This window comes from Rossellomorea yichunensis, assembly GCF_032337515.1.
Lineage (GTDB): Bacteria > Bacillota > Bacilli > Bacillales > Bacillaceae_B > Rossellomorea > Rossellomorea yichunensis.
On sequence record NZ_JAVYAD010000001.1, the window covers coordinates 460,812 to 478,999 of the forward strand.

Consider the following 18,188-nt stretch of genomic DNA (forward strand, 5'->3'; position numbering starts at 1 on the left):
ATTGTCTAATTCTCCCCCAAAAAGGAAAAAATATATGGTTTAATATAATATTGATAGCATATATACTATTTCTTATCTGTGCATGAATTATCAGACGGATATAGAAATAGTGAATCATTTCCTATATAGTATAGAGGTGGCAACTGGCCTCTGGCTTTTTATAGAGAGGAGGAAGAGAATGTCTAGTCGAATGATGACTAACGCTCAAGAAGCAGATTTGACAACCTCAACTGCTTGGAAGGACTTTTTAGCACTAATCAAAATTGGTATCGTTAATTCAAACTTAATTACAACCTTTACAGGTATGTGGTTAGCTTTTTACTTTACTAATACACACTTTCTAAATTCTCTTGATACGATGTTCCTGACGTTGATAGGTTCTTCCCTAATTATCGCGGGTTCCTGCTCCATAAATAATGTGTATGATCGAGACATCGATCCTCTGATGGAACGTACGAAGGGACGCCCTACCGTAACAGGTAAGATCAATGCACCTAAAGCTTTGTCTTTGGGATTAATTATGATTGCAGTGGGAATCATAATGTTATTTATGACTACCGTCACTGCAGGTGTGATAGGAATCATTGGGGTATTTAGTTACGTTGTATTATATACAATGTGGTCTAAGAGGAAATACGTAAGCAACACAATTGTAGGGAGTATCTCAGGTGCAGTCCCGCCGTTAATCGGTTGGTCAGCTGTAGACGCAAATCTGGATATCATCGCATGGGTTCTGTTCCTAATGATGTTTATCTGGCAACCCCCTCATTTCTACGCTTTAGCGATGAAGAGAGTGGAAGAATACAGAGCAGCGAATATACCGATGCTTCCCGTAGTAAAGGGATTTGCTACAACAAAGCACCATATCGTTGCTTGGGTTGCAGCATTACTGCCTCTGCCATTCTTCTTGATGGATTTAGGAATGTTTTTCTTTATCCTTGCAACAGCCTTTAATATTGGCTGGCTGGCACTGGGACTCGCAGGTTACAAAATGAAAGATGATATTAAGTGGTCAAAACTTATGTTTGTCTATTCACTAAATTATTTAACTATCTTGTTCGTGGCGATGGTTATCGTTACTGTACTATAAGATTAGTGGGAATTCTTTCTGATAAGAAATCCAAATAGATATTTTTTATGAGTCCTTGTTTTATTCAAAAGTATATTACATGAAAGAGGGGTTTGATTAAGCTATGAAAGCAAGGCTATCTAAGTGGCGCTTATTCTCAATTGTAGCAATGTTAGCGCTAGTTCTTTCTGGTTGTGGAGAGCCATTTCTCTCCACATTACAGCCAGCTGGTGAAGTAGCACAGTCACAATATGATTTAATGATACTGTCTACATTAATAATGGTATTGGTAATCATTGTAGTAGTCATCGTCTATATGGTGGCAATCATTCGTTTCCGTAGAAAAAAGGGAGATACTACTATCCCGAAACAAGTTGAAGGTAGTCACACACTTGAAATCGTGTGGACAGTAATACCAATAATCCTTCTTCTTATCCTGGCTGTTCCAACCGTAACGTCTACTTTCGAATTAGCTGATACAAAGGCTATGGACAAAAAGGACGCAGATGGTAATCGCGAAGCTTTAGTTATAAATGTTCGCGCTAATCTTTACTGGTGGGAATTTGAGTATGAGGATGAAAAAATCATCACTTCACAGGATTTAGTTGTACCAACCGATCAAAGGGTTTACTTCAATGTTACGGCTTCTGATGTTAAACACTCTTTCTGGATTCCAGCAGCTGGAGGAAAGATTGATACAAACGTCGACAACGTAAACACATTCTTCCTTGAATTTGATGGAGAAAAGTCTAAAGAAGCAGGCGGATTATTCTACGGAAAATGTGCTGAGCTATGTGGACCTTCTCATGCTTTAATGGACTTTAAAGTAAAAGCGCTTCCTAAGGACGAGTTTACGGCATGGGTAGAAGATATGAAAAATGCAGGAGAACCTAAACCATCTTCTGATTTAGCTCAACAAGGACAAGAAATCTTCAACCAAAAATGCTTAAGCTGTCACGCAGTATCACCTCAGGATGGACGTCCGGAATCAGCTCGTCTTGCTCCGAACTTAGCAAACTTTGGTGAGCGTACTCGAATCGCAGGTATTCTGGATCACAATGAAGAAGAACTGAAAAATTGGCTGGTTGACCCTGAGCAGTACAAACCAGGTAACAAAATGACAGGTACATATGGTAACCTGCAGGAAGACGAACTCGATGCCCTTGCAGAATATCTGATGGGATTAAAAGTTCAAGATTAATTGGGGATTAGTTAAAGGGAGGTTTAATCGTGAGTAGCTATGCACAGAAAAAAGGCTTCGGCGCGACTGTTTGGGACTATTTAACAACAGTAGACCATAAAAAGATCGCCATCCTTTACCTTATGGCTGGAGGATTCTTCTTCTTAGTCGGTGGATTAGAAGCTCTTATCATTCGTATACAGCTTGCTGTTCCTAACAATGACTTTGTTAGTGCTGGCTTATACAACGAAGTTTTAACAATGCACGGTACAACGATGATTTTCTTAGCGGCCATGCCGTTAATATTCGCATTCATGAATGCGGTTGTACCTTTACAAATCGGTGCTCGTGACGTTGCATTTCCTTTTCTGAATTCATTAGGTTTTTGGTTATTCTTCGCAGGTGGAGTATTCCTTAACCTTTCATGGTTCTTAGGCGGAGCACCGGATGCGGGGTGGACTTCATATGCTTCACTCTCAATGGCATCTAAAGGACATGGGATTGATTTCTATGTACTGGGGCTACAGATTTCAGGTGCAGGTACATTAATAGGTGGGATCAACTTCCTTGTAACCATCATTAATATGCGTGCTCCAGGTATGACATACATGCGTATGCCTCTATTTACATGGACAGTATTTGTTACCTCGGCACTTATATTATTCGCGTTCCCTGCTTTAACGGTAGGATTATTCTTAATGTTATTTGATCGTATGTTCGGATCGAATTTCTTTGATGTAGCGAATGGCGGTAACACCATTATTTGGGAGCATTTCTTCTGGATTTTTGGTCACCCTGAGGTATACATCCTTGTATTGCCTGCTTTCGGAATTTTCTCTGAGATCATTCCACACTTCTCTAGAAAACGTTTATTCGGTTACTCATCCATGGTATTTGCGACCGTACTTATCGGTTTCTTAGGATTCATGGTTTGGGCTCACCATATGTTTACAGTAGGTCTTGGACCAATCGCAAATGCAATCTTCGCCGTTGCGACAATGGCCATTGCCGTTCCAACGGGTATCAAAATCTTTAACTGGCTCCTTACGATGTGGGGAGGAAGCATCAGCTTCACTACTCCAATGCTCTACGCAGTAGCGTTTATCCCTACTTTCGTAGCAGGTGGAGTAACCGGAATTATGAACGCAGCTGCAACAGCTGACTATCAGTTCCATGATACGTATTTCGTTGTTGCCCATTTCCACTACGTTATCGTTGGTGGGGTAGTATTTGCCCTGTTGGCAGGTACTCACTATTACTGGCCAAAAATGTTCGGTACAATGTTAAACGATTTCTTAGGGAAAATCGCTTTCTGGTTATTCTTTATCGGATTCCACTTAACATTCTTTATTCAGCATTTCCTTGGTTTAATGGGTATGCCTCGTCGTATTTGGAAGTTCTTGCCTGGTCAAGGATTAGAAACAGGAAACTTAATCTCCTCTATTGGAGCAGGCTTCATGGGAGTCGCAGTTATCGTACTTCTTGTTAACGTCATCATGACTCAAGTTAAAGGGGTTAAGGTTTCTAATGACCCATGGGGAGACGGACGTACCATTGAATGGGCGATTCCATCACCACCACCATTCTATAACTTTAAGCAAACTCCGCTTATCCGTGGCTTAGATGCTTATTGGTTAGAAAAAATGGAAGGTAAAAAAGATCTAACACCGGCAGAACCAATCGGAGATATCCATATGCCGAATAACTCGATACTACCGGTAATCATTTCACTTGGGCTATTCATAGCAGCATTTGGTGCTATGTATCATCCGGATGGAGATAAAGCTTGGGCAATCCCAGTTCTCGTAATTGGAATGCTTATCACACTAGGTGCAATGTTCTTCCGTTCTGTAATTGATGATCATGGATATCATGTTCATAAAGAAGATTTAATGGATGATGATAAAGGGGGTAAGGCATAATGCATGCTGAAGAAAAATTCACGCCAAAGACCTGGCCGGCCTCCCCTGAAAAGGCAACCCTTGAGGGGAAAAACAAGTTTATGGGCTTTTGGTTTTTCCTTGGTGGAGAAACGGTTCTTTTCGGATCTCTTTTCGCAACATATTTAGCGCTTAAAGACAAAGTTCCTAGTGACAGTCATGCACTTGCTGCTGACATCTTTGATTTACCACTTGCATTTATTGCAACTATGTTACTTCTAACAAGTTCTCTTACAAGTGTTTATGCAATGTACCATATGAAGAACTATAACTTCCAACGCATGCAGGCTTGGTTATTAGTCACGGTTCTTCTAGGTGCAGCTTTCCTTGGATTAGAGATTTATGAGTTTAATCATTACGTACACGAATACGGGCATACTTTTACTAGTAGTGCATTTGGTTCAGCCTTCTACACACTAGTTGGATTCCACGGAGGACACGTAGCTTTCGGTCTTTTATGGATTGTAAGTTTAATGCTTCGAAACGCTAAACGTGGTTTGAACCTTTACAATGCTCCAAAGTTCTATTTAGCTTCTCTATACTGGCACTTTATCGACGTTGTATGGGTATTTATCTTTACAGTAGTATACTTAATGGGAATGGTGGGATAAACTGATGGCGAATCAACAATCAAATTCAGGTAACCCAAGTGTAGATTACGAATATCGTCGTAAGAAAAATGCAGAAGACATGAGAATGCAGGTTACTTCCTTCATGTTAATGATTTTCTTAACATTAGTGGCGTTCATTGCAGTGGCTGGAGATTTTGATAAGTACTTTATTGTACCTTTTATCCTCTTACTTGCAGTGGTTCAACTAATTTTTCAACTTTATTACTTCATGCATATGAGTCATAAAGGTCATGAAGCTCCTGCATTATTCCTGTATTCTGGTGCACTTGTTGCATTTATCACAGTGTTAGCATTTGTAACGATTGTATGGATCTAAATTAAAAAAGTCAGCCGGATGGCTGGCTTTTTTTGTTGGGCTGGAGTTCTTATGTGCTTGTCGGGCCTGGTCAAGCCGCTTCCGCTTTTCATTGTCCAGCTACGGGGCTTAGAGGCTCGAGGTCATAAGTCAAACATACCAAAAAGGCAAAGAGCGCCTTTCAGGGATGCTCGTCTTATGCTTGTCGCCTCTGTGCAAAGCCCCTCCGCTTTTCATTGTCCAGCTCCAGCGGCTAGGCCCTCGAGGTCATAAGTCAAACATACCAAAAAGGCAAAGGGGCGCCTTTCCGGTATGTTCGTCTTATGCTTGTCGGGCCTGTTCAAGCCGCTTGCGCTTTTCTAATTGTCAAGAACTTGTCATTACCTTCCGTTGAAGTGGGGGAGGGTTGTCAGTATAATGGGGATAGGTGTTAAATGTGAAATGAGGTGAGCAAATGCCTTTGGGTATTTTTGGTTTTATGGCTTTATGGAGCCCGTTTTTTTTATTGGCTTTAGTATTTATTACGGTCGTATATTTCTTGATCACTGTCAAATGGAGAGACAGTTTTAAAGAAAATGAAAAATTGACCATCAAAGAAGCCACTTATTTTATTCTGGCAATGGTTCTACTATATGGAATTAAGGGTTCGCCGGTAGAAATCATGAGCACAATATTATTTTCTGCTCACATGGCACAAATGGCGTTACTATATTTAGTGGTCACTCCACTGCTCATATTGGGAATTCCTAAATGGGTCTGGAAAGCTGCAGTTGAATTACCGGTGGTTAAGCAAGTATTTAAATTTATGACAAAACCATTGATCTCTTTACTATCTTTCAATATCATCTTTTCGATTTATCATATCCCTTTAGTGTTTGATAATGTCAGAACTGATGCCACTCTTCACGGTTTGGCAACCGTTATTCTATTCTTATTATCTTTATTTATGTGGTGGCCATTACTAAATCCAGTGGATGACGATATTGACTTAAGCGGGCTCAAGCGTATTGGATATATTCTTGGGAGTGCAGTGTTATTGACTCCTGCATGCGGTTTGATCATTTTTGCCGAGAATCCTTTATATGCCCCTTATTATGATCCACAGGAATTCCTTAAAGCGTTGGCACTATGTGTACCTGTGAACACTCTGGAAGGATTGACGCTGACTGGGCCGGAGTTATTTACCGATATGTCTACACAAAATGATCAACAGCTTGGCGGAGTGATCATGAAGATTGTTCAGGAGATTGTATTTGGAGTTATGCTGTTCAACTTGTTTTTTCAATGGTATCGCAATGATCAGGAGAAACAAGAAAAGCTATCCTATGATCCTGTTGATCCTAAATTGACAGAACAGTAACGTTTGAAGGGATGATGAACGTCATTCCTCTGATTACATAGCATATTATCTTTAGAAAAGAGAGGAACAGAGATGGGTTTACCTATTTTACCTACCATTAGTACCACCTTTATCGTATTAAGTGCAGTCACAGTTGCGATTGGCTGGTGGCAGATTAAACAGAGAAGGATTGAGCAACATCAGAAAACCATGACTCTTGCAGGTATTTTTGCGCTTATCTTTTTCATCATTTATATGAGCAGAACGATCTTTGTTGGGAACACGTCCTTTGGAGGTCCCGATAGCATCAAGATTTATTATACGATTTTTCTAGTATTCCATATAACTTTGGCCACAACCGGGGCAGTATTTGGTCTTATGAGCTTGTGGACGGGCTATAAAGATCGTTTAGCGAGGCACCGTAAGCTGGGACCGATTACGAGTTTTATCTGGTTCTTTACAGCTATTACAGGAGTCGCTGTGTATCTGCTCCTTTATGTATTCTATAAAGGCGGAGAAACAACTTCTGTCATTCGGGCAATACTCGGATATTAAAGAAAACCTATTATGTGAAGAATCACATAATAGGTTTTTTCTTTTGATTAGGCTCTTTTCTAAAGGCTCGTGGCTATCTCAGAGAAGAAAGTAGTAATTGATTTCCGCTACAGGATGCTCGCTTTCCGCGGGGCTGGCGGTGAGCCTCCTCGGCTGTGCCTCCGGGGTCTCACCTGTCCAGCTATTCCCGCAGGAGTCGATCATCCTGCAGCGAGCATCAACTTTCTAAGCATGTATTTTTAATAGAAATAAATAAAATCAAAAGCATTTAGCAAACAATTTTTTTTGGGGGTGAGTAGAATTAATGTCCTATTGAAGAAGAATTCTTTCTTCTAATTAGTTTGTTTTTTAATACCTTTAGCTCTGTCACGAAAAACTTTTAAAGATGGTGAGGGGAACTGCGTAGACTCCTGCGGAAGTACGGTCGTGCCGAGACCCCGGAAGCGAAGCAGTTCCCCTCACCATCAAGCACATATTAATAGACAGAGCTTAAGCAGTCCTATTGTTAAAAACAACAATCTTTGAGAGAACTAAAGGGAATGGTAGAAGCACCGTCGAATGTAGAAATAGTAGAAGGGAGCAGATAGAGCATGATTACAAAATTAAACCACGGTCAGTTTGAAGAATCCTTACAGTTATCAGAATATGCTTTTCAATATGAAGTACCAAGTGAAGACAGAGAGAGACGCCTTCAACAAACTAAAGATCATACTGTGTATGGAATATATGAAGAAGGGAACTTAGCTGCAAAGCTTCATTTGATCCCGCTCCAAGTACACCTGGGTAAACATGTGTATCCGATGGGAGGTATTGCCGGAGTCGCCACCTATCCGGAGTTCAGAAGAAGGGGGTATGTGCGTCAATTAATGGATCATTCATTACAGAAGATGAAGGAGGATGGCACAGTCCTATCCATGCTTCATCCTTTTTCTATTGATTTCTATCGGAAATTTGGATGGGAAGTATTTGCATCTTTCCACAAGGTACAGCTTGAGAAGAAAAACCTTGTACCATTAAAGCCTTACAATGGACTAATCAGGAGATTTAAGAAGGATACATATCCTATTGAATTGGAATCGATTTATGATCGCTATGCGGAGCAGCATAATGGGATGTTGATACGTTCAAAAAAATGGTGGAGGGATAGGAGCATCACCGATCTGTGGATAGCGATATATTATAACGATACAGGGGAAGCAACCGGGTACCTTACTTATGAAGTGAAAAAGGAAAAAATGAAGGTTGAAGAGTTTGTTCCTCTTACAAGTGATGCAAGAATTGGTTTATGGAACTTCATTTGTCAGCATGACTCAATGGTTAATGAAGCTGAACTTATATTGAACCCCTTTGAAGTGTTACCCTATATGCTGAAGAACCCAAGAATTAAAGTAGAGAAGCACCCATATTTCATGGCAAGAATCGTCGATGTTGAAAACTTCCTGAAGAGATATGTAAAAGAGATCGACTTTCAGTATCAACTTAAATTCTCCTTGTCGGATTCGACAGTCGCTTGGAATAACAGCACTTTTATTCTTAATAAAAATGAAGTGGTTGTTGGTGAAAAGATTGAGGCACCGATTTCGCTGGACATCAAAGATTTCACAGCATTAATCTTTGGAGTGCATACCCCTGAGGAACTGCTCCAAATGGGAAAACTTCAGGCTGGGGAGGAGGATTTTCATAAGCTTCAAGCCTTGTCCCAGGGAAATCATCCCTTCTTTTACGATTTCTTTTAAGAGAAAATAAAGTATAAAAGACCAATTCCCTGGCGTTCGGGAATTGGTCTATTTTCATAACTTGAAATTCGTTTTTATTATACCAGCCTCTTTAGCCGAATTAAACACGATAAGGATGAGCGGCCCGATAATAAAGCCCAATACACCAAAGAGTTTTAGCCCTAGATACATGGCGATTAATGTAGCGAGCGGGGATAAACCAATATGGGTTCCCATTACTTTAGGCTCAACCGTTCTCCTTATGATAAGAAGAATGGCTGCCAACACTGCTAGTTGAGTTCCTAATGCGATATTTCCCGTCAGCAGATGGAAAATAGACCAGGGTGCCAAAACAACGATTGATCCTATCAAAGGAATAAAATCAATCACCCATATGATAATCGACATCACGATCGCAACTTCTGGAGAAATGAATAGAAGTCCAATTAAGGAAACGACAAAGATGATGATACTCACCAGGAATTGCGCTTTAAAGAATCCAAAAATAACATAGGTGAGTCGGGAAGTCATAAACGCCACTTTCTCTGCTGTTCTTTCAGTCAGGTGTCCATAAATGGATTTCTTAATTCGAGGTAAGTCCAACATGAAAAGAAAGAGAGCAATTAAGTAAACGAGAAAACTCACTAAATAATTGGGAATATAAGATAAAAACACACTAATCTTTTCAATATTGACAGAGTTAAGAATCTTCGTCTTTCCACTATTTAAGAAATTTTGTACGTCTTCACTGAAGCTTCTCACTAGTTCATCAGGAAGATCCTCAGTCGCATTCAACAGGCGATCCTCGTAATCAAGCCAAATGTCGCTTAATTGGTTTACATATTTCGGGGCATCTTCTATCAGCTTGATACCTTCACCAACGACTTTTGTAGTAACGAAAAACGAGGATACGCTTATAAGAAGCAGGAACAGTATAAAAACAGAAAGTACCGCCATCCGACGTTTTGCAGAGAAACGATTTTGTATAAAGCTAACGGCAGGCTCCAGGAAAAGTGCTGTTATAATCGCAGTAATCAAGGGGACTGAAACAGGTAATATAAAAAAAGCAACTATAGCAAGTATTAAGATGATAAGTGTGATGATTAAAACTTTTTTCGTGAAAAACTTGGACAATGGTGTACCCCTTTCTAACAGAAACCTATTACTATCATTATATGAGAGAATGAGAAGAATGAACAGTAGGAAGAAAGTGAAATTCAGAAGGTTTTACATCTAAAAGGGCCCTTAGTGGAGTTTGGATTGATCCTGATTGGATAATACAGAAAAGACTGTCTAAAGAAAGACAGTCTTTTCAAAACTGATATTACCAGGCAAAGTTCGTTGCTTCTTTTTTGACGTCTGCAATAAGTTTTTCACAAGAAGTGACCAGATGTTTAGGGAATTCTTCACCTTCACCGTATTCTATACCGTGTGGATAATAATGCTTTCCTAATAATGGAGTCATTAGTTGAATAACGGCGTCATGCTTTCCGATATCTCCCTCAACAGCAAGACCTTGGATTCGTAAATAGAAAATACCTTCTCTGATTTCAAATTTACGATCGTACGTCACTCTTTCATAATCCCATTGACCTGCACGAACAAGTCCATGAGATTCCATGATCTCGTCTAATCGGTTCAAGTCCACTTTTAAGCTTTCAAATTCAGTTCCTTCAAAACGCATAAAAATTCCCTCCTATATTGTCCGGCATGAGGACTTTCGAGCCCTGATGCTTTTCGTATGGTAGAAGCATTTATATCGGTGTATGTACAATGATACTAAATGCGGTATTTCTCATTCTTAATAATAGTGGAAAAACCTTTATCTTGCAATGTCTTCAATCATTTGAATTTGTCATTTTTAAAAAAATGAATATCCTGGAGGAGAATGAGAAAAATATAGGAAGTAATTCGGAACGTATGAGGAGGATCCAAATGACGAAAATCAGGGATATGATGACAAATGATATTGAAACTTGTTCGTTACTGGACAATGTGTATGAGGTTGCCTTAAAAATGAAAGAACACAATGTAGGATCCATTCCCATCGTGGATGGTGATAAGATTGTGGGAATGATGACAGACAGGGATATCGTCCTCCGCTGTATTGCTGAAAAACATCCTGCTTCTTCAAAAGTAGAAGATATCATGAGTAAACACTTAATAACGGTAGGACCTGACACCGAAGCACAAGAAGCGGCCCATATCATGGCTGAGCATCAGGTACGAAGGCTCCCGGTGGTCGAGGGAGATCGATTGATCGGTATGATATCTTTAGGTGATTTTGCTATAAGGGAGTCTCTGGGCAGACAGGCCTACGTTGCGTTAGAAAATATATCAGAATCAAACTTTAGAAATAAACCGTTTTAAACTTGGGGAGATGATCCATATAGGATCATCTCTATTCTATTTGGTTTTAGAAACCTTTACCCACCTGAGATTCATTTGTTTTAGAAGGGATGAAAATATGCTATCCTTTATACTAGACTGAAGTTTTAGAATCATAAACAATGGTATAATAATTCTAGTATTTGTGGCATATGCTGATAGAGAAAGTAGAGAGGAGGGAAATTTCTGAGAACCGTTTTGCGTATTTTGATCATTCTTGTCATTATTTTATTTATTGGTATTTATCAAGGTCAAAAACAAGAAAATGAGCCTCTTAAAGGACCAGAAACCCAAACTCTTAAAGAAGACAACGAAAACCAATTAAATCAATCAATCGAAGCTCCAGGGGAACGACCTGCATCAGGTTTATCCACTTGGATTGGCAAAGATACAAAAAAGGTAACTGAAGCTTTTGGAGAACCAGAGAGGGTTGAACCAAGCTCTTACGGGTATGAATGGTGGATCTACCCGATATCGGATAAACAGTACATACAAATGGGCGTCACTAATCATAAAGTTGTTACGTTGTTTGCCATTGGGAATCAGGTGGATGTGGCCCCTTATAAATTGGGACAACGTTTAGAAGACATTTACCGTTTTACAATTGTGGATTCCGAAATCGTTGTAAATGACGAATCAGGTGCTTATCAGTTTGAATTAAATGAAGAAGACCTGAATACCAGGCTTCTTGTAACCCTTGGAGATATTTATGCCCAGCTTTATCTGGACAAATTCACTGGAAGGCTTACGAGCATCCGCTTTCTTGATAGTCAAACATTGATCGAGATGCATCCATATGAAATGATGTATCGAGGGGAATTGGCTGAGGAACAAGAGCCAAGCGAGGACGAATGGGATAAAGTGAATAGTGCGAGCGAACAGCAGATCTTTGATATTACAAATGTGATCAGACATCAATTCGAAGCAGATAAACTAAAATGGGATGAAGAAACGGCAATGGTAGCAAGAGGGCATAGTCAAGAAATGTATGAAGAAGATTATTTCTCACATGATTCACCAACTTTCGGCAACTTATCCGAGCGTCTGGAAAGTGAAAATGTTAAGTTCAAGACTGCAGGGGAAAACATCGCTTCCCAGTACACGGACGCTCCAGAAGCCGTACATGGCTGGCTGAATTCGGAAGGCCATCGAAAGATCCTACTGGAACAACAATTCACCCATCTTGGCGTAGGTGTTTATAAAAGGTACTACACACAAAACTTTATAGAGAAATTTGAAGAAAAAGAATAAAAAGGTTGATTCCCTGAGACGTATGGGGAATCAACCTTTTCTTTTTGAAAAAAAGTCTATCGTTTCTTTTTGAAAATAAAAAACGAGCCGGTAGAATGAGCAACAATCTTCCCGTCTGAACTGATAACTTTCCCGTCCACTACAATGGTCTTGCTTCCCTGATGAACGACAGTAGCATGAGCAGTTAAACGATCCCCTATACCTGGTGCCAAGTAATGTACGTTTAAATTTGTCGTTACAGCTCCATATCCTTCAGGCAGCACCATATTGGCTAATGTGCCCATAGCGGAGTCCACTAATGTAGCGGTTACTCCGCCATGAACGATCTGCAGTGAGTTATGCGTAACGGGCGTAATAGGAATGCTTATTTCGAAATTCCCGTCTTTCACTTCGCGCTCCATAGCAAATATTCCGCCTATGATTGATCCATTTTCATTGTCTTTCTTACGTTTAACTCCTTCGAGAAGCTGTTTCAAGATTAGAAGATCCTCATCCGATGCTCCTGAAAGACATTCATCTAACAACTCTTGTACATGCTCTTTCATCTTCATACATCCTTTTCTTTATTCACAGCCAAAACATTCATTGGAAACTGTAAAATCAACGTTAATATACATGTAAATATTACTACAAAAAGGAATGTATCACCATTCTTTTGAATCCTTCATAAAGTGTAGTAGGTAGATGCCTGTAATGGAGGTGTTCATAAAATGGGTAAATCACTACACCCTAAGGTAAAAGAGTTTAAAGGATTTGTGAGAAAGCATCCGAAAATTGTGAAAGATGTCCGGAATGGGGATGCCAATTGGCAGGATCTCTTTGAAGACTGGTACTTACTGGGGGAAGATGATACAAGGTGGGATAAGTATAAAGACGAAGCTGCGAAAGAATCAAGCCCAACTAACCAAGGAAGTAAAAGCGGGTGGATGGATCAGGTTGGAGATATGGTGAAAAAAATGGACGCTAATCAATTGCAACAGCATATTAACAGCTTAAGTGAAGCCTTGGGAGCAGTACAAGGAGTACTTAGTCAATTTCAGTCAAATAATAATAGGGGATCAGGGACAACAACCAAAACTGAAACACCACCCAAACCCTCCCATCCATTTTCATTCCGGAAAGATTAGGAGGCTGACTAAAGGTGCGAGCAGACATTATTGAGTATATTTATGCCAAGGATGATTTGAAATTATTTTTAAGAGATCAGCCACAGTGGTATCGTACACTTTCTCGAAATCCCAATGAATTAGAGAAATTCGAAATTGCGTCGATTAACCATTTTCAAAAAACGATTCCTCATCGAGTACAAAAATTCTCAAACGGAGTCCAAATGGCCTCCATGATGATCAGTATGTTCCAATCAATGAATAGTGCCGATAGTTAAGGCACTATTTTTTTGTGTGAAAGCCATAATAATTTTGAGTAAAAAGTGAAACGGTTGGGCAAGGCTATTAGTAAGGAGTGGTGTACACGATGAAGAAAATCATTTTTCTATCCATTGCGTTACTTATGTTTTTAAGCGGCTGTAAGGAAAAAATGCCTGAACCGGAAAGCTTTGCGTTTACTAAAAAAGTTGAAGCTGCGAAGTCTGAGGAAAAACCTCTTTCCATCAAACATATGGTACAAGGAAGTCAAGTGTATATTGAATGTATCGTTCCAAATGTAACATTCACATCAGAAAAAAACGGAGCGAAAAAAGGAAAGATCGTCGTTCGTTCAAATACCGGCAATTTGTATAAGGAGTATCATACAGCTGCCTTTGTTGTAAAAGGATTACCAAAAGGTGTGCATCTTCTCAACGTTGAAATAGTAGGGACGAATAACAAATCGTTAGGGATGAAAAAGCAGTTTTATGTGACGATTCAATAATCATTGATTTTTAAAGTCCGTCGTAAAAATATTTTTTTCGGCGGTATTTTCCTTGGCTACAGCATTCGAAAAAGTGGGGCAACTCCAAAAAATTCATTTTGCATATTCGCTTCCTTACGTGAAACGTGTTAAAATATCGTTACGGAGGTGAGCGTTATGCTTGCTACTATAGAAAGAATGGAAATATTGGATTCAGCTGACGAATTATCTCAGTGGATTTTAGAATCTGATGTGGCAGAAAATTATCGTAAGTCTTTATATAAACTTCGTAACAATTCTGAAACTCAACGAAAAGTACAAACCTTTTCGCGAATGAAAGAAAGTTACGAAGAAGTTCAACGTTTCGGACGTTACCACCCGGACTACAAAACCATCATGAAAGAAATCCGTGAAGTGAAAAGAGAAATGGACCTTGATGAGAATGTAGCGGAGTTCAGAAGGGTGGAAAACGAGCTGCAAGATCTGCTTGATCAAGTGAGCCTGCTAATCGGACATTCCGTGTCTAAAAATGTAAAGGTTCCTTCAGGGAATCCTTTTTTCTCAAGCGGAGGATCATGCGGGGGAGGCTGCGGTTCTGGCGGAAGCTGCGGTTGTTCAGCCTAATCAAATGAAAAGAAGAGCGGACGATGTGTCTGCTCTTCTTTTCATTTTGTGGAGGTTCATCCTTATCCGTTACTGTCTTAACCGAACACAATCCACACAGAGGTTTCCACAGCAAAACATTTTTTCCTGGGGGACATAGAACCTGTGACGATATACATACAATGGTTTTTCTTCCCTGAAATAAATTGTATCAGAATGCAGTCTCTTGCCCCGCATCGCCCTAGCTGACCATTTTTTAATGGAATACTCAATGTCAGTTTTCTCTTTATCGGATCTTATATAAATAAATGGTATGCCTGCACTCCATTTCACATGCGCATCTTCAATTCCTTCCTCTTTTCGAAGTTGATCGATAAAAAAGTCCCAAATCATATTCAAATCCATTGTGACCCTCCGTTCTCTACTTCATTATGTAGTATTCACTGTACGCTCTGTTTAATGAAAGTTCGCACCATTACGTATTGCTTACCGCCACATTATTATGCTAGACTTATAAAAAAGTGATTCCTAGAGGGGAAACTATATGTTAACAGAGAGACAAGGTTTAGTTGTTTGGTTACATAGTTTGAAGCATGCCAAGTCCCTGAGGCGATTTGGGAATGTTCACTATGTTTCGAAGAAAATGAAATATGTTGTACTTTATTGTAATCAGGATGAAATCGACACGGTAATGGAAAGAATTGCTGCCTATTCCTACGTGAAAAAGGTAGATCCTTCTCATAAGCCATTTATAAAGTCTGTTTTTGAAAATTCCCGTCCGGATAAGGCAAAGGAATATGATTACAAAATGGGATTTTAATGTTTGCTGCCAAAGAGTGTTGTTTTGGCAGCTTTTTTCTTAAGGGTGATACACCTCCGTTACAAAAAGCTGCACGATTAACATCCTTTATTGCAAAGGCAGTATATAATGATTTAATCGCAGTATCGCGATCAGATGCTGATAGTACAATGCTTTCTCCGGATACAGAGTGGAGGGTTTCACATCCATTTGGATGATGACCCTGTCTAATTCCTTAGCTGTCTCTTCAAAAAGGGAGTAGCGCTGGTTTGGTGTGATATTCGGATTTGGGATTCCTTCCCGGCAAACATAAATGGCTTGGAATTTCCCTTGTTCTGTAGGTTTCATCACAAGAGCCATGGATGATACAGCCCGGTTATTAACAATAGTATGAAATGCCATCATATGCTGTAATCGTTCTTTATTTGCTTTAGCAAGCTCCATTAGTTCATAAATATCTGAATATCCTTCTCCTAATTCAATAAAACGTTGAATCATTCATTCAATCTCCTTTTCTTACCGAGTTTATCAATTCCTTATTATTTCAAACATATAGTGATAAGTAAAGATTCAAAATTACTTATAGGGGTGATCGTGGTGGTATGGTTATTTCTATTTATCGTCCTGGGATTATCATGTTTGTATGTTATTGGCGGGAGACACGATACGAAAGAAATTGAATTAATGAATTGTGATTCTTTTATCGTGACAGCAATATTGTCTACACTGGCGGTTCACGGAATTCTATCTCTGGCAGAGGAGGTTGAATGGCAAAACTTTACTCTTCAAGATTTACAAGAAACTCTTATAAGCAATGGATTGCTGGATAAAAGTGAATGGGATGAAATGCTTGCAGATCATTTAAACCAAGCTTCCTTTCCCGCCGACAGTAAAGACCTGGATTTTGGTTAAATGATTGGAAATAATCGAAAAATATTCCACCAATAGCTGCCGGAATCTGCTATTCTTTAAGTAACAGACGGAGTTAAGGAGTAAAGTATGAAACGCATCCTATTTACATTTGGTCTAGTAATGATTTTGATTAGTTCCAGCATTCTTTTCTTTCAATGGATGGGATTCACAACAGAAAGTGCAGAAGAGCCTGGGGCTGTAAAGGTAGATCAATCTTATTCCATCACACATGAAGGAAACTCATTTTTTGTGACACAAACCATTCATTTCTTATCAACAATCCCTAAACAAATAACCATTCAATGGCCAAGTGATGCCAGCGATTTTTCATGTGTAAATGACAGAGGGGATGAGTGTTTAACGAAAGAAAATGGAGAATTCCAATTAAGTAATCTCTATAAAGACCTTAAGGAGATCACGATTACCTATACATTCGAGCAGCCGACTAAAAAAGAAAGTATGTTAGTGAAAGATTGGCACCCTGTTCTATCTTCTATCGAAACATTAAATACAGATATTCACATAACAGAAAAAAGTTTGAGGACTGGAAAATGGGTAGCAGGATATAAATCTTCCAGCCATAAAAAAAAGAATTATATCGATTATTATTCTTTCAACGGTCGGGGTGAGCCTTCCGCATTATATTTCACTGAAGATCCGTTAGTGGAGAAAGCTTCATCTACAGTGAGGATGTTGTACGACAGGACCGATATAAAAGAGGATAGGGCAGTCCAACCAGGTTCCTTTGAAGGGTTTGTAACCGTCATCATCACGGACAAAATAGAGCCCTATGTATCTCCATATTTGATTGTAAGGAACACAGCTGAAAATGAAATGCTCAATGAACTGAAAGGGAGCTTACTGTATCAACAGTATTTTTCCACTGATGAAGAGGCTTGGCTTAAGGAATTCATCGTTAGCATCCTATTAAAAAAACAACCGCACACATCAAAATCTGCATGGGCTTATAAAGAAGTAATGGAAGGGCTGACCTCTTCCCAATTGGATACTTTTAAACGGAAAATGGAAGAGGACAAGACCAAATCGGTTGATGCAACAAAATTAGATGTGATTTTAGGAAAAGTTACAGGCTTTGACTCTACATTTTTTACTGAAAGTGTAAAAGGAAAAAGGAATATCCCTATGATTCTTAATAGCGATGATCCTGTACTCATCAACAAAAAAACACATAACCTTTCTTATATTTCTTATAGACAAAAAGAACTTATTGAATTTCCACAAGCAGTAAAGGCTTTGGGACTGGACATTAAAGAGATAAAGCCAAACGTATTCTTTACATCGTTAAATGGAAATACATTCAGGTTTTATGTGAATGAAGATTATTTTATTTATAATGAAGAAAATTACGGCTTATTAACGAATCCAATCCAAACGGTTGGGGGTTCCATTTATATGGATGTTCACTGGTTCGAGAAATTGTTCAGGGTAGAAGTGATGAATAAGGAAGTTTCCACTAGAGATGATGAAAGAACGTAAAAAGCCCTGCAGAACTTTCTGCAGGGTCCTTCTATATCCATTTCTGGAAAGAAGGCAAAGGGAGAGGAGAAACCGGAGGAAGAACTTATGGGGAATCGTAAGTCTTCTCCGCGGTTGGCAACAACATCAGTTAGGATGCTGTTACTTCCATTATCACCTATCAAA

Annotated in this window: 22 protein-coding genes; 17 read left to right on the forward strand and 5 right to left on the reverse strand. The window is 39.3% G+C overall.

The genetic code is table 11. The features are described from left to right. Window positions 1-178 precede the first annotated feature (178 nt). The 8 genes from cyoE (at window position 179) to RSX31_RS02360 (ending at window position 8,746) form a co-directional block, all read left to right on the forward strand. Complete coding sequence (gene cyoE, locus RSX31_RS02325) at window positions 179-1,090, forward strand: heme o synthase (protein WP_148993518.1); 912 nt, start codon at window positions 179-181, stop codon at window positions 1,088-1,090. Between the two features lie 103 nt (window positions 1,091-1,193). Further along, window positions 1,194-2,270 (forward strand): cytochrome c oxidase subunit II, encoded by a 1,077-nt coding sequence (coxB, locus tag RSX31_RS02330; RefSeq protein WP_148968621.1) that lies wholly within the window; start codon window positions 1,194-1,196, stop codon window positions 2,268-2,270. 29 nt (window positions 2,271-2,299) lie between these two features. Beyond that, entirely contained in the window at window positions 2,300-4,171 is a 1,872-nt protein-coding gene (gene ctaD, locus RSX31_RS02335) for a cytochrome c oxidase subunit I (protein WP_148968622.1), read from the forward strand. Next, window positions 4,171-4,800 carry a cytochrome (ubi)quinol oxidase subunit III gene (locus RSX31_RS02340; protein ID WP_044337518.1) on the forward strand — a complete coding sequence of 210 codons (630 nt, stop codon included), beginning with the start codon at window positions 4,171-4,173 and terminating at the stop codon, window positions 4,798-4,800. The genes ctaD and RSX31_RS02340 overlap by 1 nt, the downstream gene beginning before the upstream one ends. Before the next feature lie 4 nt (window positions 4,801-4,804). Continuing rightward, window positions 4,805-5,137 carry a cytochrome c oxidase subunit IVB gene (gene ctaF / locus RSX31_RS02345; protein WP_044337517.1) on the forward strand — a complete coding sequence of 111 codons (333 nt, stop codon included), beginning with the start codon at window positions 4,805-4,807 and terminating at the stop codon, window positions 5,135-5,137. A 433-nt stretch (window positions 5,138-5,570) separates the two neighbouring features. Continuing rightward, window positions 5,571-6,476: a cytochrome c oxidase assembly factor CtaG gene (gene ctaG / locus RSX31_RS02350; RefSeq protein ID WP_148993521.1), complete on the forward strand. Its 906-nt coding sequence runs from the start codon at window positions 5,571-5,573 to the stop codon at window positions 6,474-6,476. Between the two features lie 72 nt (window positions 6,477-6,548). Further along, a complete protein-coding gene (locus tag RSX31_RS02355; RefSeq protein WP_148968624.1) occupies window positions 6,549-7,010 on the forward strand; it encodes a DUF420 domain-containing protein in 462 nt (153 codons plus the stop codon). Window positions 7,011-7,600: 590 nt separating this feature from the next. Beyond that, window positions 7,601-8,746 carry a GNAT family N-acetyltransferase gene (locus RSX31_RS02360; RefSeq protein WP_148993522.1) on the forward strand — a complete coding sequence of 382 codons (1,146 nt, stop codon included), beginning with the start codon at window positions 7,601-7,603 and terminating at the stop codon, window positions 8,744-8,746. A gap of 54 nt (window positions 8,747-8,800) precedes the next feature. Here RSX31_RS02360 and ytvI read toward each other — a convergent pair whose 3' ends face one another. Together ytvI and RSX31_RS02370 are read right to left on the reverse strand one after the other, a co-directional pair. After that, window positions 8,801-9,859, reverse strand: a complete 1,059-nt coding sequence (ytvI, locus tag RSX31_RS02365; RefSeq protein ID WP_148993523.1) for a sporulation integral membrane protein YtvI — start codon at window positions 9,857-9,859, stop codon at window positions 8,801-8,803. A gap of 190 nt (window positions 9,860-10,049) precedes the next feature. Then, window positions 10,050-10,409: a YugN family protein gene (locus RSX31_RS02370; protein ID WP_148968627.1), complete on the reverse strand. Its 360-nt coding sequence runs from the start codon at window positions 10,407-10,409 to the stop codon at window positions 10,050-10,052. 251 nt (window positions 10,410-10,660) lie between these two features. Here RSX31_RS02370 and RSX31_RS02375 point away from each other — a divergent pair, with 251 nt between their 5' ends. Together RSX31_RS02375 and RSX31_RS02380 are read left to right on the forward strand one after the other, a co-directional pair. Beyond that, window positions 10,661-11,095 carry a CBS domain-containing protein gene (locus RSX31_RS02375; RefSeq protein WP_148993524.1) on the forward strand — a complete coding sequence of 145 codons (435 nt, stop codon included), beginning with the start codon at window positions 10,661-10,663 and terminating at the stop codon, window positions 11,093-11,095. 216 nt (window positions 11,096-11,311) lie between these two features. Continuing rightward, on the forward strand, window positions 11,312-12,364 hold the full coding sequence (locus RSX31_RS02380; protein ID WP_262371622.1) for a CAP domain-containing protein: 1,053 nt from the start codon (window positions 11,312-11,314) through the stop codon (window positions 12,362-12,364). A 56-nt stretch (window positions 12,365-12,420) separates the two neighbouring features. Here the strand turns inward: RSX31_RS02380 and RSX31_RS02385 are convergent, their stop codons facing one another. Then, entirely contained in the window at window positions 12,421-12,909 is a 489-nt protein-coding gene (locus tag RSX31_RS02385) for a PaaI family thioesterase (protein WP_148993526.1), read from the reverse strand. Between the two features lie 165 nt (window positions 12,910-13,074). Here RSX31_RS02385 and RSX31_RS02390 point away from each other — a divergent pair, with 165 nt between their 5' ends. From RSX31_RS02390 to RSX31_RS02405, 4 genes are all read left to right on the forward strand, one after another. Continuing rightward, window positions 13,075-13,491, forward strand: coding sequence for a YlbD family protein (locus RSX31_RS02390; RefSeq protein ID WP_148993527.1), 417 nt, complete (start codon window positions 13,075-13,077; stop codon window positions 13,489-13,491). Between the two features lie 14 nt (window positions 13,492-13,505). After that, window positions 13,506-13,748 carry a YlbE-like family protein gene (locus RSX31_RS02395; RefSeq protein ID WP_148993528.1) on the forward strand — a complete coding sequence of 81 codons (243 nt, stop codon included), beginning with the start codon at window positions 13,506-13,508 and terminating at the stop codon, window positions 13,746-13,748. A gap of 89 nt (window positions 13,749-13,837) precedes the next feature. Beyond that, window positions 13,838-14,233, forward strand: coding sequence for a hypothetical protein (locus RSX31_RS02400; RefSeq protein WP_148968633.1), 396 nt, complete (start codon window positions 13,838-13,840; stop codon window positions 14,231-14,233). 156 nt (window positions 14,234-14,389) lie between these two features. Then, a complete protein-coding gene (locus tag RSX31_RS02405) occupies window positions 14,390-14,836 on the forward strand; it encodes a YlbF family regulator (protein ID WP_113968331.1) in 447 nt (148 codons plus the stop codon). Between the two features lie 69 nt (window positions 14,837-14,905). Here the strand turns inward: RSX31_RS02405 and RSX31_RS02410 are convergent, their stop codons facing one another. After that, window positions 14,906-15,220, reverse strand: a complete 315-nt coding sequence (locus RSX31_RS02410; protein ID WP_148968635.1) for a hypothetical protein — start codon at window positions 15,218-15,220, stop codon at window positions 14,906-14,908. Window positions 15,221-15,359: 139 nt separating this feature from the next. On the opposite strand from RSX31_RS02410, the gene RSX31_RS02415 reads away from it, so the two are divergent. Beyond that, window positions 15,360-15,635, forward strand: a complete 276-nt coding sequence (locus RSX31_RS02415) for a YlbG family protein (RefSeq protein WP_113968329.1) — start codon at window positions 15,360-15,362, stop codon at window positions 15,633-15,635. An 87-nt stretch (window positions 15,636-15,722) separates the two neighbouring features. Here the strand turns inward: RSX31_RS02415 and RSX31_RS02420 are convergent, their stop codons facing one another. Continuing rightward, window positions 15,723-16,112, reverse strand: a complete 390-nt coding sequence (locus RSX31_RS02420) for a DUF7147 family protein (protein WP_148968637.1) — start codon at window positions 16,110-16,112, stop codon at window positions 15,723-15,725. A 99-nt stretch (window positions 16,113-16,211) separates the two neighbouring features. Here RSX31_RS02420 and RSX31_RS02425 point away from each other — a divergent pair, with 99 nt between their 5' ends. Together RSX31_RS02425 and RSX31_RS02430 are read left to right on the forward strand one after the other, a co-directional pair. Then, the gene (locus tag RSX31_RS02425; RefSeq protein ID WP_148993531.1) at window positions 16,212-16,526 is read left to right on the forward strand and encodes a hypothetical protein; all 315 of its coding nucleotides are present in this window, start codon (window positions 16,212-16,214) and stop codon (window positions 16,524-16,526) included. Between the two features lie 87 nt (window positions 16,527-16,613). Then, a complete protein-coding gene (locus RSX31_RS02430; RefSeq protein WP_315633108.1) occupies window positions 16,614-18,023 on the forward strand; it encodes a hypothetical protein in 1,410 nt (469 codons plus the stop codon). Window positions 18,024-18,188 lie beyond the last annotated feature (165 nt).

What these genes read in the sequence shown, in the direction of transcription:
- cyoE (WP_148993518.1), top strand. Translation starts at nt 179, where the DNA reads ATGTCTAGTCGAATGATGACTAACGCTCAAGAAGCAGATTTGACAACC.
- coxB (WP_148968621.1), top strand. Translation starts at nt 1,194, where the DNA reads ATGAAAGCAAGGCTATCTAAGTGGCGCTTATTCTCAATTGTAGCAATG.
- RSX31_RS02340 (WP_044337518.1), top strand. Translation starts at nt 4,171, where the DNA reads ATGCATGCTGAAGAAAAATTCACGCCAAAGACCTGGCCGGCCTCCCCT.
- ctaF (WP_044337517.1), top strand. Translation starts at nt 4,805, where the DNA reads ATGGCGAATCAACAATCAAATTCAGGTAACCCAAGTGTAGATTACGAA.
- ctaG (WP_148993521.1), top strand. Translation starts at nt 5,571, where the DNA reads ATGCCTTTGGGTATTTTTGGTTTTATGGCTTTATGGAGCCCGTTTTTT.
- RSX31_RS02355 (WP_148968624.1), top strand. Translation starts at nt 6,549, where the DNA reads ATGGGTTTACCTATTTTACCTACCATTAGTACCACCTTTATCGTATTA.
- RSX31_RS02360 (WP_148993522.1), top strand. Translation starts at nt 7,601, where the DNA reads ATGATTACAAAATTAAACCACGGTCAGTTTGAAGAATCCTTACAGTTA.
- RSX31_RS02370 (WP_148968627.1), bottom strand. Translation starts at nt 10,409, where the DNA reads ATGCGTTTTGAAGGAACTGAATTTGAAAGCTTAAAAGTGGACTTGAAC.
- RSX31_RS02375 (WP_148993524.1), top strand. Translation starts at nt 10,661, where the DNA reads ATGACGAAAATCAGGGATATGATGACAAATGATATTGAAACTTGTTCG.
- RSX31_RS02385 (WP_148993526.1), bottom strand. Translation starts at nt 12,909, where the DNA reads ATGAAAGAGCATGTACAAGAGTTGTTAGATGAATGTCTTTCAGGAGCA.
- RSX31_RS02390 (WP_148993527.1), top strand. Translation starts at nt 13,075, where the DNA reads ATGGGTAAATCACTACACCCTAAGGTAAAAGAGTTTAAAGGATTTGTG.
- RSX31_RS02400 (WP_148968633.1), top strand. Translation starts at nt 13,838, where the DNA reads ATGAAGAAAATCATTTTTCTATCCATTGCGTTACTTATGTTTTTAAGC.
- RSX31_RS02405 (WP_113968331.1), top strand. Translation starts at nt 14,390, where the DNA reads ATGCTTGCTACTATAGAAAGAATGGAAATATTGGATTCAGCTGACGAA.
- RSX31_RS02410 (WP_148968635.1), bottom strand. Translation starts at nt 15,220, where the DNA reads ATGGATTTGAATATGATTTGGGACTTTTTTATCGATCAACTTCGAAAA.
- RSX31_RS02415 (WP_113968329.1), top strand. Translation starts at nt 15,360, where the DNA reads ATGTTAACAGAGAGACAAGGTTTAGTTGTTTGGTTACATAGTTTGAAG.
- RSX31_RS02420 (WP_148968637.1), bottom strand. Translation starts at nt 16,112, where the DNA reads ATGATTCAACGTTTTATTGAATTAGGAGAAGGATATTCAGATATTTAT.
- RSX31_RS02430 (WP_315633108.1), top strand. Translation starts at nt 16,614, where the DNA reads ATGAAACGCATCCTATTTACATTTGGTCTAGTAATGATTTTGATTAGT.